General features: G+C 66.8%; 11 protein-coding genes. 10 read left to right on the top strand and 1 reads right to left on the bottom strand.

Features of this window, described 5'->3' with window-relative positions; all coding sequences use genetic code 11:
- Positions 1–12 precede the first annotated feature (12 nt).
- From IWX81_RS09885 to IWX81_RS09850, 8 genes are all read left to right on the top strand, one after another.
- Complete coding sequence (locus IWX81_RS09885) at positions 13–2382, top strand: ATP-dependent helicase (RefSeq protein WP_199281148.1); 2370 nt, start codon at positions 13–15, stop codon at positions 2380–2382.
- Positions 2379–3836 carry an RNB domain-containing ribonuclease gene (locus IWX81_RS09880; RefSeq protein WP_334593764.1) on the top strand — a complete coding sequence of 486 codons (1458 nt, stop codon included), beginning with the start codon at positions 2379–2381 and terminating at the stop codon, positions 3834–3836. Before IWX81_RS09885 ends, IWX81_RS09880 begins: the two co-directional genes overlap by 4 nt.
- Before the next feature lie 180 nt (positions 3837–4016).
- Entirely contained in the window at positions 4017–6290 is a 2274-nt protein-coding gene (locus IWX81_RS09875) for a carbon starvation CstA family protein (RefSeq protein WP_199281147.1), read from the top strand.
- 16 nt (positions 6291–6306) lie between these two features.
- Positions 6307–6552 carry a YbdD/YjiX family protein gene (locus IWX81_RS09870; protein ID WP_334593762.1) on the top strand — a complete coding sequence of 82 codons (246 nt, stop codon included), beginning with the start codon at positions 6307–6309 and terminating at the stop codon, positions 6550–6552.
- Positions 6553–6577: 25 nt separating this feature from the next.
- Positions 6578–7807: a sensor histidine kinase gene (locus IWX81_RS09865; protein WP_199281146.1), complete on the top strand. Its 1230-nt coding sequence runs from the start codon at positions 6578–6580 to the stop codon at positions 7805–7807.
- Positions 7804–8523: a LytR/AlgR family response regulator transcription factor gene (locus IWX81_RS09860; protein ID WP_199281145.1), complete on the top strand. Its 720-nt coding sequence runs from the start codon at positions 7804–7806 to the stop codon at positions 8521–8523. Before IWX81_RS09865 ends, IWX81_RS09860 begins: the two co-directional genes overlap by 4 nt.
- Positions 8520–8906 (top strand): heavy metal transporter, encoded by a 387-nt coding sequence (locus IWX81_RS09855; RefSeq protein ID WP_334593759.1) that lies wholly within the window; start codon positions 8520–8522, stop codon positions 8904–8906. Before IWX81_RS09860 ends, IWX81_RS09855 begins: the two co-directional genes overlap by 4 nt.
- Complete coding sequence (locus tag IWX81_RS09850) at positions 8903–10360, top strand: sodium/solute symporter (protein ID WP_199281144.1); 1458 nt, start codon at positions 8903–8905, stop codon at positions 10358–10360. Before IWX81_RS09855 ends, IWX81_RS09850 begins: the two co-directional genes overlap by 4 nt.
- A gap of 17 nt (positions 10361–10377) precedes the next feature.
- Here IWX81_RS09850 and IWX81_RS09845 read toward each other — a convergent pair whose 3' ends face one another.
- Entirely contained in the window at positions 10378–11181 is an 804-nt protein-coding gene (locus IWX81_RS09845) for an oxygenase MpaB family protein (protein WP_199281143.1), read from the bottom strand.
- Positions 11182–11610: 429 nt separating this feature from the next.
- Between IWX81_RS09845 and sucC the strand changes: the two genes are divergently transcribed.
- Positions 11611–12774 (top strand): ADP-forming succinate--CoA ligase subunit beta, encoded by a 1164-nt coding sequence (sucC, locus tag IWX81_RS09840; protein ID WP_199281142.1) that lies wholly within the window; start codon positions 11611–11613, stop codon positions 12772–12774.
- A 13-nt stretch (positions 12775–12787) separates the two neighbouring features.
- Positions 12788–13678: a succinate--CoA ligase subunit alpha gene (sucD, locus tag IWX81_RS09835; RefSeq protein ID WP_199281141.1), complete on the top strand. Its 891-nt coding sequence runs from the start codon at positions 12788–12790 to the stop codon at positions 13676–13678.
- Positions 13679–13754: the final 76 nt, after the last annotated feature.

Genomic DNA, 13754 nt, shown 5'->3' with positions numbered 1-13754 from the left:
GAATTGCGGGCGATGACTTACCTTCTTGACTCGTTCGAGCAGCCCGGCCGCGCGACAGCCGGCGGAATCGATCCAGCCCTGCTGGCGGGCCTCAATCCCCAACAGGGCGAGGCCGTGACCTACCGCGGCCAGTCGCTGCTCATCGTCGCGGGCGCGGGCTCGGGCAAGACGAGCGTGCTCACGCGGCGCATCGCCGGACTGCTGCAGACCAGGGAGGCGTGGCCGAGCCAGATTCTCGCGATCACCTTCACGAATAAGGCCGCCGCCGAGATGCGGGAGCGTGTGAAATCGCTCGTCGGTGATGCGGCCGAGGGCATGTGGATCTCGACGTTCCACTCGGCGTGCACGCGCATCCTCCGCCGGCAGGCGGAATCCATGGGCATGAAGCAGAGCTTCACCATCTACGACACCGCGGACCAGCGTGCACTGCTCAAGCGGATCATCAAGGAACTGGGCGCTGACACCGTCGGTTTCACTCCGGGTGGGGTGTCGAGCCGCATCTCGAAGCTCAAGAACGAGCTGACCGACATCGACGCCTTCGCCCGCAGCGTCAACATGGACGACCCCAAAGAGGCGGGCTTCGTCGAGATCTTCAAGCGGTACACCTCGGCGCTGCGTCGGGCGAACGCGCTCGACTTCGACGACATCATCGCCGAGACCGTCTACCTGTTCCGTGCTTTTCCGGATGTCGCGGCGCTCTACCAGCGCCGGTTCAGGCACGTGCTCGTCGACGAGTACCAGGACACGAACCACGCCCAGTACGCGCTCATCAGGGAGTTCGTGCGCGCGGTCGCGCCACAGAATGTTCCGACAGACACCCGGATGCAGCTCGACCCCAGTGGCGGCATCCCCGGGGCATCGCTCACGGTCGTCGGCGACAGCGACCAGTCGATCTACGCGTTCCGCGGGGCCGACATCCGCAACATCACCGAGTTCGAGCGGGACTTCCCGAACTCGAAGGTGATTCTGCTCGAGCAGAACTACCGCTCGACCCAAAACATCCTCGATGCGGCGAATGCCGTCATCTCGAACAACTTCGACCGTAAGGCGAAGAACCTGTTCACGGTGGTGGGTGCTGGCGAGAAGATCACCGGGTTCACCGGATATTCGGGCCACGACGAGGCCCAGTTCGTGGCGGACGAGATCGAATCGTTGCGCGCGGCCGGTGGCAGCCTCAACGACGTCGCCATCTTCGTGCGCACCAATTCGCAGACCCGACCGCTCGAAGAGATCTTCATCCGATCCGCAATCCCGTATCGCATCCCGGGCGGCACCAAGTTCTACGAGCGCGCCGAGATCAAGGATGCGATGGCCTACCTGATCCAGGTCGCCAACCCCGACGACGACCTCGCCCTGCGCCGCATCATGAACGTGCCGAAGCGCGGCATCGGCCCCGCCACCGAGGCCGCGATGCAGGCGCACGCGAACCGCATCGGCACCCCACTGCGCGAGGTGCTCGCGGATGCCGGCCAGCTCGGCCTCGGCCCCAAGGTGACGGCGGCGATCGTCGAACTCGGCGAGATCCTCGACGACGCCGGGAGGGTCGCCACAACGGCAGCTCCGCATGACATCCTGACGGACATCCTGAACCGCACCGGCTATCACAAGGCGCTCAAGACCAGCGGAGATGCGCAGGATGAGGCGCGCGCCGAGAACCTGGAAGAACTGGTCTCGCAGACCAAGGAGTTCAGGACGGTCAACCCCGAGGGCTCGCTCATCGATTTCCTCACCGGCGTGGCGCTCTTCGCCGCGGCCGACGAGATCGACGACGAAGACGGATCGGTCTCGATCATGACGCTGCACACCGCGAAGGGGCTCGAATACGACGCCGTCTTCCTCACCGGTGTCGAGGAAGACCTGCTGCCGCACCGGATGTCGGCCAACGAACCCGGCGGGCTGCAGGAGGAGCGGCGACTCTTCTACGTGGGCATCACCCGCGCGCGCAAGCGGCTGTACATCTCGCTCGCCACCTCCCGTGCGAGCTTCGGCGAGGTGAATGTGGCCATGCCGAGCCGCTACCTGCAGGAGATTCCGGCCGACCTCATCGAGTGGAAGCAGTCCGGCGGAGCCGGCGGGTTCCGCCCGGGCGGCCGGGCGCTGAACGCGCGCGGCCCCGCGATGCGATCCGGCTATTCCCGCGACGAGCTGCCGCCGGCACCGCCACGGGTGAAGTCGGAATGGACGAGCGCCGTGACCGGGCTCGTGCGCGACAACGGCGACATGACGCTCGACGCTGGCGACCGCATCCGGCACACCGATTTCGGCGAGGGCACGGTGAACGCCGTGACCGGCGAGGGCACCAAGCGCGTTGCCGAGGTGCAGTTCGACACCGCGGGCCGCAAACGGCTGCTGATCAAGATCGCCCCGATCGAGAAGCTGTGACGCAGCACCAGCACGCCCGCGAGCACATAGTCGTGCCGTCGGTGGCGCTCACCGGGCAGATGGACCTGCTCGCGTCGACGCTGCAGAAGATCCGCGACGACCTCGAGCTCTCCGAGGGCTTTCCCGCTGAGGTCGACGCCGAGGCTGCCCCGACAGTCGCCGCTGTGATGCTGCCAGCCGACGACCTGACGGCGATCGAGTTCGTCACCATCGATCCGGATGGTGCCACCGACCTCGACCAGGCCGTGCACATCGCGCGCAGTGCCGACGGGTTCGTCGTGAGCTACGCCATTGCGGATGTGCCGTTGTTCGTGCCGCCCGGCGGAGCGGTCGACGCCGAGTCGCGCCGCCGCGGCCAGACGATCTACGCACCCGACGGCCGCATCCCCCTGCACCCCACGGTGATCAGCGAGGGGGCCGCGTCACTGTTGGCTGGCGAGATCCGCAGTGCTTTCGTGTGGAGATTCGAGCTGGATGCCGCGACCAGGGTCACGGCGACGACGCTGCACAGGGCTCGAGTGCGGTCGCGGCGGCAGCTCTCCTATGCCGAAGCGCAGGCATCCATCGACGACGGATCCGCGCCGGAATCCCTCGCGCTGCTGAAAGCCGTCGGGCTCGGGCGACTCGCGCTCGAGCGTGAGCGGGGCGGCGCGAGTCTCAACCTCCCCGACGAGGAGATCTCGTTCGCCGATGGACGGTATCTGCTGGTGCGGCGCAGCCCGTTGCCGGTGGAAGGCTGGAACGCGCAGGTCTCGCTCATGACCGGTATGGCGGCGGCGGCAATCATGATCGAGGGTGGCACGGGCATCCTGCGGACCATGCCTTCGCCCGATGCCGAGACTCTCGACGATTTCAGGAACAGGGTGGCGGCGATCGGATGTCCGTGGCCAGCCGAACAGCCCTACGGCGAGTACCTTCGTGGGCTCGACAGCGCGAACCCGAAGGGCCTCGCCGCCATCAATGCTGCAGGATCACTGTTCCGCGGCGCGGGGTACACGGCCTTCGACGGTGAGGCGCCCGCCGAGCGACTCCAGGCCGCGGTGGCCGCGCCCTACGCCCACACCACAGCTCCGCTGCGTCGACTCGTCGACCGCTTCGTGCTCGTCACCTGCGAGGCGCTGGTCGCGGGTCGAGCGGTTCCCGAATGGGTTCGCGAGGCGTTGCCGACCCTCCCCAAGCTGATGGGGAAATCCGATGGTGTTGCCTCCGCCGTCGACCGGCAATCGCTGGACGCGATCGAAGCAGCACTCCTCGTCGACCGGGTCGGAGAGGTCTTCGACTCTGTCGTCATCTCGGTGAAGATCGGCGATGGGCGGGCGGCGGCAGGGGTCATCCAGCTCACCGACCCCGTGGTGACGGCCAGGGTCGAGGGAACAGTGGCGGCGGGTCAGTCGATCCGGGCGACCCTGGTCTCGGCCGATATCGCGACCGGGGCCGTCGTCTTCCGCGTCTGAGTTCTTCCGCGGCTGAGTTCTCCCGCGACTGAGTGCTCCCTCGCCTCGCCCGCTGCAGCCCGTCGTATCCGAGCCACCGTTCGTCGCAACGAGACCACCTCCGATCGCCTCCCGGGGTCTGAACTCCCAGCCCCCTTTTATCCTCGGGGGACGCAGTGTCGCGACCCCCAGGAGATCATCATGTCGAAGGCCCCCACCGCCCGTTCCCCGAAGCCGGGAGGTGATCCGTCTCTGGATTCGCCGCCTCCGCGTTCCGTCGACCAGTCGCCGTCGACGAAGAAATCCTGGACACCGCCGAAGATCGCCCTGTGGGCGGCGATCGCTCTTCTCGGCGGGGTGTCGTGGACGATGCTCGCGATAGTCCGGGGCGAGACGGTCAACGCCATCTGGTTCGTGTTCGCGGCGCTCTGCTCGTACCTGATCGCGTATCGCTTCTACTCCAAGGTCATCCAGAAGTTCATCACCAAGCCCGATGACACCAGGGCGACGCCGGCGGAATACAATGCGGACGGCAAGGACTTCGTCCAGACCGATCGCAGGGTGCTTTTCGGCCATCACTTCGCGGCCATCGCTGGCGCGGGCCCCCTCGTCGGCCCCGTGCTCGCCGTGCAGATGGGATTCCTGCCGGGGACGATCTGGATCATCGTCGGCGTGATCTTCGCCGGTGCGGTGCAGGACTATCTCGTGCTTTTCTTCTCCACCCGCCGCGGCGGTCGTTCACTGGGCCAGATGGCGCGAGATGAGCTCGGCAAGGTCGGTGGCACCGCCGCCATCGTCGCCTCGCTGCTCATCATGATCATCATCATCGCGATTCTCGCGCTCGTGGTCGTCAACGCCCTGGCCGAGAGCCCGTGGGGCGTGTTCAGCGTCGGCATGACCATCCCGATCGCGCTCTTCATGGGCGTGTACCTGCGCTTCTTCCGCCCGGGTCGCATCACCGAGATCTCGATCATCGGATTCGTGCTGCTCATGCTCGCCATCATCGGCGGCGGCTGGGTCGGCGAAACCGACTGGGGTGTCGCGATCTTCACGCTCGATCGCACCACCCTCGCGTGGGCGCTCATCATCTACGGCTTCATCGCCGCGGTTCTTCCCGTATGGCTGCTGCTCGCCCCGCGCGACTACCTCTCGACCTTCATGAAGATCGGCGTGATCGGGCTGCTGGCTGCCGCGATCGTCATCGTGCGGCCCGAGATCTCGGTCCCCGCCTTCAGCACGTTCGCGGGCGGTGAGACGGGGCCGGTCGTGCCGGGAACACTCTTCCCGTTCCTGTTCGTGACGATCGCCTGTGGTGCGCTTTCCGGATTCCACGCCCTCATCGCCTCCGGAACGACACCGAAGCTGCTGCAGAAGGAACGCCAGTCGCGATTCATCGGCTACGGCGGCATGCTCATGGAGTCGATGGTGGCCATCATGGCTCTCGTCGCCGCAGTCACGCTCGACCAGGGCATCTACTACGCCATGAACTCATCGGCCGCGGCCACCGGCGGCACGGTCGAGGGTGCTGTCGCGTGGGTCAATTCGCTCGGGCTCACGGGCGTCAACCTGACCCCGGATCAGCTGACCCAGACCGCGAACGATGTGGGTGAGGCATCCATCGTCTCCCGCACCGGCGGGGCGCCGACACTCGCGCTCGGCCTCGCCAACGTCATGCACCAACTCATCGGCGGAACCGGGATGATGTCGTTCTGGTATCACTTCGCCATCATGTTCGAGGCGCTCTTCATCCTGACGGCGGTGGATGCCGGAACCCGCGTCTCGCGCTTCCAGCTGCAGGACACGATCGGCAACATCGTCCCCGCCTTCAAGAACACGTCATGGCGACCCGGTGTCTTCATCTCGACGGCGATCATGGTCGCCGGCTGGGGTGCGATCCTGCTCATGGGCGTCACCGATCCTCTCGGTGGCATCAACACGCTGTTCCCGCTGTTCGGCATCGCCAACCAGCTGCTCGCGGCGATCGCGCTTGCCGTCTGCCTGGCGATCATCGCCAAGAACAACAACTTCAGGTGGTTGTGGGTGGTCGCCGTCCCGCTCGCGTTCGTGGCCGTCATCACCATCTCGGCCTCGTTCCTGAAGATCTTCTCACCGGTGACCGCGGTCGGCTACTGGGCCAACCATGTGGCCTTCCGCGACGCCCTTGCGGCGGGTGAGACCAGTTTCGGTAGTGCTCAGACCGTCGAGGCGATGGAGGCCGTGGTGCGCAATACCTTCATCCAGGGCACGCTCTCGATCATCTTCGTCACCCTCGCGATCATCGTGATCGCGACGGCGATCGTCGCGACGGTCAGGTCGTACCGCTCCGGCGGTGGCCCCAGCTCCGAAGACCCGAGGGTGGAGTCCCGCGTCTTCGCGCCGAGCGGACTGACCTCCACGCCGGAGGAGAAAGAGATCCAGAAGCAGTGGGATGCACTTCCCGCCTCCCAGCGCGCGACCGTCCGCGGTGGGCACTGAGGTGGCTGGCACTGAGGTGGCTGGCACTGAAATGAGGGGCCGCACGGCGACCGGCAGGGTGCCAGCCCTTGCGGGCTGGGCCGGCCGGGGTGCCCGCAGCATCCGCTGGTACGTGACGTCGCTCATGGGTGACCGTGCCTATGACGTCTACGTCGCGCACCTGGCGGTGGAACATCCGGGACAGCCGCCGCAGGCGGAACGCGAGTTCTGGGTGCAGCGATACCGGGAGCAAGAGTCCACCCCGGGGGCCCGGTGCTGCTGAGCTGACTGGTGGCTAGGCTTCACCCATGGGCACATCGACGCTGATCGCCGCGATCGCGGGGGCGATGGTCGGTGCCATCCTGACTCTCCTGGTCGTCGTGGCTGTCAGATTCGCTCGCGGCTCGCGCGAGCTGGGGAGCGACGGCGAGCAGGCGACCTACCGCACCCTGCATCTCGCATCCAGGGCCGCGGAGAACCTGCGGGGCGGGCTGGCCAACGAGGGTGCCGTGCGTGCCGCCCGGCATCTGCGCACGCTGCTGGCCTGCGACATTCTGGCCATCGCCGATGCGAGGGGCGCGGTCGCGATCGACGGTCCGGGCGAGTCGTTGCGGGAGTTCGTGGCGTCCATCGTCGCGGAACCGTTCGACGGCGCCCGCACCAGGGTGCTGCAGGTTCCTGTCGAAGCGCGGGTGGCGACCCCCTGGGCGATCGCTGCACCGATCATCATCGACGGCGCTGTGGCAGGGGTGGTGATCGCGTTCGCCGGATCCCGCCACGCGCCCATGGTGAGGGCGACGGGAGAAGTCGCGGGGTGGGTCACGGCCCAGTTGCGACTCGGCGATCTCGAGGCATCCCGCACCGCGCTCGCCGAAGCCGAGTTGCGGTCGCTGCGGTCGCAGATCAGCCCGCACTTCATCTACAACGCCCTCAACGCGATCGCGTCGTTCATCATCACCGATCCACCGACGGCCAGGGAGCTCGTCATCGAGTTCGCCGACTTCACGAGGTACTCGTTCCGGCGTGCCGGGGACTTCACGACTGTCGCCGAAGAGCTGCGGAGCATCCACTCGTACCTCGTGCTGGAGCGCGCCCGATTCGGCGACAGGCTGGACGTCACGTTGCGGATCGCGCCGGAGACGCTCTCGGCTGTGATCCCGTTCCTGTCAGTCCAACCGCTGGTGGAGAACTCGGTGCGGCACGGTCTGGAGGCCAGGGAGCGGGGCGGCCGCATCACGATCAGCGCCGAGGAGATCGGTGCTGACGTGCAGATCGTCGTCGAAGACAACGGTGTGGGCATCGACCCCGACTGGCTCGAATCGCACCTGGCGGGCCGGGCGGGTCGACCCGACGAAGACGATCACGTGGGTCTGCGCAACGTCGACACGAGGCTTCGCCGGATGTATGGCGAGGAATACGGGCTGGTGATCGAGACCAACATCGGAGCAGGAACCCTCATCAGGATGAGTGTTCCGAGATCCCAGCCGATGCACGACGCCGAACTCTCCGCAGATCTCGTGACGGGGCCGACGGCATGATCGACGTGCTCATCGCCGATGACGAGGGTCCGGCGCTCGATGCCCTCGAATTCCTCCTGCGTCAGGATCCGCGTATCGCCCTGATCCGACGCGCCAACACCGGCGCGGAGGCGCTCGGAATTCTCACAAGCGAGAAAGTGGATGCGGCGTTGCTCGACATCCACATGCCCGGACTGTCTGGCTTCGACCTGGCGCGGGCCACCAACCTGTTCGCCTCGCCGCCACTGATCGTCTTCGTGACGGCGGACGAGGAGACGGCAGTGGATGCGTTCGACCTCGACGCCACAGACTTCCTGCTCAAGCCGGTGCGCCAAAAGCGCCTCGAGCGTGCAGTCTCCCGCATCGAAGCTGCGCTGGCGCCGGGCAGGCCGTCGCCGCAGGACGACCAGGTCATCACCGTGATCAGGGGAGCCACGATTCGCCGCATCCGGCGCAGCGATGTCCGTTACGTGCAGGCGCAGGGAGACTACGCGCGCCTGCACACGGAGGACGACAGCTACATCGTGCGCATCACGATCACCGAACTCGGTGAACAATGGGCTGGCTCGGGTTTCCTGAGGATCCACCGGTCGTTTCTCGTCGCCCTCGACTCGATTTCGAGCGTGCGCGTGGGCTCGAACCCGGTGGTGACCGTGGGCGGAGTCGACCTGCCCGTGAGCAGGCGACTTCTTCCCGCTGTCCGCGACGCCTTCGAGGCCAGGGGCGGGCGCGCGTGACGGTCGACCCGCCAGCAGAGCCCTCTGCGCTGCCACGCAGGCGGGTCACCGCGCCCCGGCGGGCATCCGCGGATCAGCCTGTCGGTCCTGCCGTCGATCCTGGCATTCCGGATGCCTCGGCTGTCTATCTCGGGACGCTCATCCGTGCGCAGCTCAGGCTGGCCACCACGCTCGCGATCGGCTTCGTCATGGCCCTTGCCGCGGCATCCGTCGCCATCGCCACCATTCCCGCCCTTCAGTCGGAGTCGGTCTTCGGTGTGCCATGGTCGTGGGCATTGCAGGCCTATGGGATGTACCCGCTCGTGGTGGTGTTCGCCCTCGTGTATGTGCGAGCGTCGCGCAGGAACGAGCAGCGGTATCGCTCGCTGGAGTCGCGCCGGTGAATCCCGTGCTGTCGGTGGGGGCGATAGCTTTCGTCGTGCTCGCGACGGTCGTGATCGGATTCTTCGGCCTGCGGATCTCCCGCACCACCGATGATTTCCTGGTCGCGTCACGGACGGTGCGACCGTGGTGGAACGCCTCGGCCATCAGCGGCGAGTACCTCTCGGCCGCCACCTTCCTCGGTCTGGCTGGCCTGATCCTGCTCTCGGGCAGCAGCGCGTTCTGGTTCCCGATCGGTTACAGCGCAGGCTATCTCGCCCTGTTGCTGTTCGTGGCCGCACCGCTTCGCCGCAGTGGGGCCCGCACGATTCCTGATTTCTTCGATGCGAGACTCGACTCGGCTGGCGTCCGCAGACTCACGAGCGTGCTCGTGGTGCTCATTGCCTGGCTGTACATAGTTCCGCAGTTCCACGGCGCCGCCCTGGCGATCAACGTCGTGCTCGGGCTGCCGCCGTGGGTCGGAGCGGTGGGCGTCGCGGTGCTCGTCGCCGTCATCGTCGCGGCGGGCGGGATGCGATCGATCACCTTCGTGCAGGCCTTCCACTACTGGCTCAAACTGACGGCACTCGCGGTGCCCGTCATGTTCCTGCTCATCGTCACCTCCGACTCCGGGATCAGCATTGACCCCGCCCTCGTCTTTCCCGTCGAGGCCGGACCCGCGAACCAGAACGTCTACGGCACGGTGTCGCTGCTGCTGGCCCTGCTGCTCGGCACGATGGGGCTGCCGCATGTGCTCGTTCGTTTCTATACGAGCCCGACCGGAGGATCAGCGCGGAGCACCACAGTCATCGTCATCGTGATGATCAGCGTGTTCTACATGGTCTCGACCACAATGGGGCTCATCGCCCGCCGGTTTGCTGGCGACCTCGCGAGCCCTGCCACCGCCGACTCGGTGGTGCTGTTGCTGCCGTCACGGCTCATCCCCGGCGTCGGCGGACAGCTGCTGACCGCGCTCATCATCGCTGGCGCGTTTGCGGCGTTCATTGCTACGGCATCCGGACTCGTCGTCTCCATCGCAGGCGTCGTTAGCCAGGAGGTGCTGGGCGGTGGGGTGCGTGCGTTCAGGATCTCGGCCCTGGCGAGCGTCGTCGTGCCGTTGCTGCTCACGTTCGTGACAGTGCCGAACGGGTTGACCTCGAGCGTCGGCCTGGTGTTCCTGGTCGCCGCGTCGAGCCTTTCCCCGGTGCTGCTGCTCGGGGTGTGGTGGCGGGGGCTGACGGCGCGAGGGGCCATCGCCGGGATGCTCACGGGCAGTGGGTCCGTCGCTCTCGCGCTCATCGTGACCGCGTTCGGTTCGGTGAGCGATCCCGTCCTCGAGGCGGCCCTGGCCCAGCCCGCGGCGTGGATCGTTCCGCTCGCGACGCTCACCACCGTGCTCGTCTCGCTCGGCACGCGGCGGCACCGGTCAGGGCATGTCGACCGATTCTTCCTCAGGCTGCATGCCCCCGAACGGTGACCCGCCCGACATCTCGGCTACTCCGCTCGCTTCCGGAACGCGGCTCGCTTCCGGAACGCCGCGAGGTATCGCCGACTCGGAGCGTGACGGATCCACCGCGGGAGTCGCGGATATACGGCTCTCGTGAATCTCACGAGCCGCGCGTACCTGCGCTCATCGACGTCGAGGCCGAACGCGTCCCGGAGGGCGGGGGTGAGTAGCCCCGCGGTCACGAGCCTCACGGTGGGCATGGCGGCGCGCATCCACCACGGTGCTGTCGACGGATGAAGCAGCTCGACTGCCACGCCGCGGGCGACGTCATCCACCCGGAGTGCGGCTTCTGCGTCGGCCCAGTAGCGCGCGAACGCGGCAGGATTCTCGGGCCACACCGCCCGCGGAACCCCGAGCGCGGTCGCGATCACCGAGTAGTCAGCGAGCAGCGACTCGGCGTCACTCTCAGACAGTGGGCCGTAGACGAGTTCACGCACGCGCATCGCCGTGTCGTAGAGGGTGGCGGCCACCCAGAGCTGGAGCTGGTCGTCGCGCGCGTCGTAGGGCACGGGGTCGCCAGGTTGTGAGCGCACAGGTGCGTGGGCGGCGCCCACCTCGCGTGCGACTCTCGCGGCTTCGGCGGGAGTGCCGTAGACGAGCACATAGAGATAGGTGAGGGTGCCGTGCAGGCGATCGAGCGGTCGGTTCGCGAAGTCGCTGTGTGCGGCCACGCCGTGCCCGACGCCGGGGTTCGCGAGCTGCAACAGGATGGCCCTGCCACCGCCGGCCAGCAGCAGGGCCTCAGCCGAGACATCCGCTATCCGCAGCGGTGACGACCGGGGTGCTGGCATGAGTCCATTCTCCCGTGCCGGGTCTCCGGTCGGGCTCCTCCCGGTCGCTCACCTGCGCCGAGTGTTCCGCTTGAGTGGGTGTCGGGGCGACCAGAGCGACAGAAGCGGAACACTCGGCGAGGTGGAGAGGTGGCGGGGACTCGGAGAGGTGGAGAGGTGAAGAGGTGGCGGGGACTCGGCGAGGTGGCGAGGGGGAGAGGTGGCGAGGCAGGGACGCGGCGCGGCAGGGGCGCGGCGCGGCGCAGCGTGCCTGGCGATGTGCAGTACCGAAAGTTCCGCAGAACTTAAGCCCGCTTGAAGGGCCCCGCGAACGCGGCGGCCCGGCAGAGTGGGTAGTCTGGTGATTGGCCAAAGTGTCTTGATGTCGAGTTAGTTCGGCAGAGAGCTCGTGCCTTTCAACTGAAACCGACGCGCGATTGCGAGAGTTACGTGGATCTTTTCGAGTACCAGGCTCGGGACCTTTTCGAATCCTATGGAGTGCCTGTACTTGCCGGCATCATTGCCGACACACCGGCTGAGGCGAGAGCGGCGGCCGAGAAAATCGGTGGCACCGTCGTCGTCAAGGCGCAGGTCAAGGCCGGAGGTCGCGGCAAGGCCGGCGGCGTCAAGGTCGTGCACAATCCTGAGGATGCCGCCACCGCGGCCGAGGCCATTCTCGGCCTCGAGATCAAGGGCCTGACCGTCAACCGTGTCATGGTCGCTGCCGGAGCACGTATCGCCTCGGAGTTCTACTTCTCGATCCTGCTCGACAGGGCGAACCGTTCATACCTCTCGCTGTGCAGCGTCGAGGGTGGAATGGAGATCGAGGAACTCGCGGTCGAGCGTCCTGACGCTCTCGCGAAGATCGAGGTCAACCCGCTCGACGGCATCGACCTCGCCAAGGCGACGGAGATCGCGCTCGCGGGTGGCTTCGACGCCGAGCTGGCCGACAAAGTCGCGCCGGTGCTCGTCAAGCTCTACGACGTCTACAAGGGTGAGGACGCGACGCTCGTCGAGGTCAACCCGCTCGTGCTCACCGAAGACGGCCAGATCCTGGCCCTCGACGGCAAGGTCACGCTCGACGAGAACGCCGAGTTCCGTCACGCCAACCACGAGGCGCTCGAGGATGCCGCGGCTGCGGATCCCCTCGAGGCCAAGGCGAAGGCTGCCGGCCTCAACTACGTCAAGCTCGACGGCGAGGTCGGCATCATCGGAAACGGTGCCGGGCTCGTGATGTCGACCCTCGACGTGGTCAGCTATGCGGGGGAGAAGCACGGCGGCGTTCGACCCGCCAACTTCCTCGACATCGGCGGCGGGGCATCCGCTGAGGTCATGGCCGCTGGCCTCGACGTCATCCTCGGTGACCCGCAGGTGAAGAGCGTGTTCGTGAACGTCTTCGGCGGCATCACCGCCTGTGACGCGGTCGCGAACGGCATCGTGGGTGCGCTGAAGGTTCTCGGCGACACCGCCACCAAGCCGCTGGTCGTGCGACTCGACGGCAACAAGGTCGAGGAAGGCCGCGCCATCCTGACCGCAGCAGGCAACCCGCTGGTCACCCTGGCGGACACCATGGACGAAGGCGCCGACAAGGCCGCCGAGCTGGCTTCGAAGTAAGGGCAACGGAACAATGTCAATCTTCCTCAACAAGGATTCCAAGGTCATCGTCCAGGGCATCACCGGCGGCGAGGGCACCAAGCACACTGCACTCATGCTGAAGGCGGGCACGCAGGTCGTCGGTGGCGTCAACGCGCGCAAGGCCGGAACGACCGTCTCGCACGATGGTGGCGTGGAGCTGCCCGTGTTCGGCACCGTCACCGAGGCGATGGATGCCACGTCAGCCGACGTCTCGATCGTCTTCGTTCCGCCGGCTTTCGCGAAGGATGCCGTCGTCGAGGCCATCGAGGCCGAGATCCCGCTCGTCGTCGTCATCACCGAGGGAATCCCGGTGCAGGACTCGGCCGAGTTCTGGGCGCTCGCCAAGAGCAAGGGCGGCAAGACCCGCATCATCGGGCCCAATTGCCCCGGCATCATCACCCCGGGAGAGTCGCTCGTCGGCATCACCCCGGCCACCATCACCGGCAAGGGGCCGGTCGGGCTCGTCTCCAAGTCGGGCACCCTGACCTACCAGATGATGTATGAACTGCGGGATCTCGGCTTCTCGACCGCCATCGGTATCGGTGGTGACCCCATCGTGGGTACCACCCACATCGACGCTCTCGAGGCGTTCGAGGCCGACCCCGAGACCAGGGCGATCGTCATGATCGGTGAGATCGGAGGCGACGCTGAGGAGCGTGCAGCCGACTACATCAAGGCGAACCTGACCAAGCCGGTCGTGGCATACGTCGCAGGCTTCACCGCGCCAGAGGGAAAGACGATGGGCCACGCCGGCGCGATCGTCTCCGCCGGTGCCGGAACCGCACAGGGCAAGAAGGAGGCCCTCGAGGCCGCCGGAGTCAAGGTCGGCAAGACGCCGAGCGAGACCGCTACCCTGCTGCGCGAGGTGCTCGCAGCGCTGTAAGACACCTGCTGTTAAGCAACTGCTGTATCGAACGGGATGGTCCACTTCGGTGGGCCATCCCGTTCGTTCTACCAGA

The organism is Salinibacterium sp. CAN_S4 (assembly GCF_015752305.1).
Taxonomy (GTDB): Bacteria; Actinomycetota; Actinomycetes; order Actinomycetales; family Microbacteriaceae; genus Rhodoglobus.
This window is presented reverse-complemented; position numbering and strand designations above follow the sequence as displayed.

What these genes read in the sequence shown, in the direction of transcription:
- IWX81_RS09885 (WP_199281148.1), top strand. Translation starts at nt 13, where the DNA reads ATGACTTACCTTCTTGACTCGTTCGAGCAGCCCGGCCGCGCGACAGCC.
- IWX81_RS09875 (WP_199281147.1), top strand. Translation starts at nt 4,017, where the DNA reads ATGTCGAAGGCCCCCACCGCCCGTTCCCCGAAGCCGGGAGGTGATCCG.
- IWX81_RS09865 (WP_199281146.1), top strand. Translation starts at nt 6,578, where the DNA reads ATGGGCACATCGACGCTGATCGCCGCGATCGCGGGGGCGATGGTCGGT.
- IWX81_RS09860 (WP_199281145.1), top strand. Translation starts at nt 7,804, where the DNA reads ATGATCGACGTGCTCATCGCCGATGACGAGGGTCCGGCGCTCGATGCC.
- IWX81_RS09845 (WP_199281143.1), bottom strand. Translation starts at nt 11,181, where the DNA reads ATGCCAGCACCCCGGTCGTCACCGCTGCGGATAGCGGATGTCTCGGCT.
- sucD (WP_199281141.1), top strand. Translation starts at nt 12,788, where the DNA reads ATGTCAATCTTCCTCAACAAGGATTCCAAGGTCATCGTCCAGGGCATC.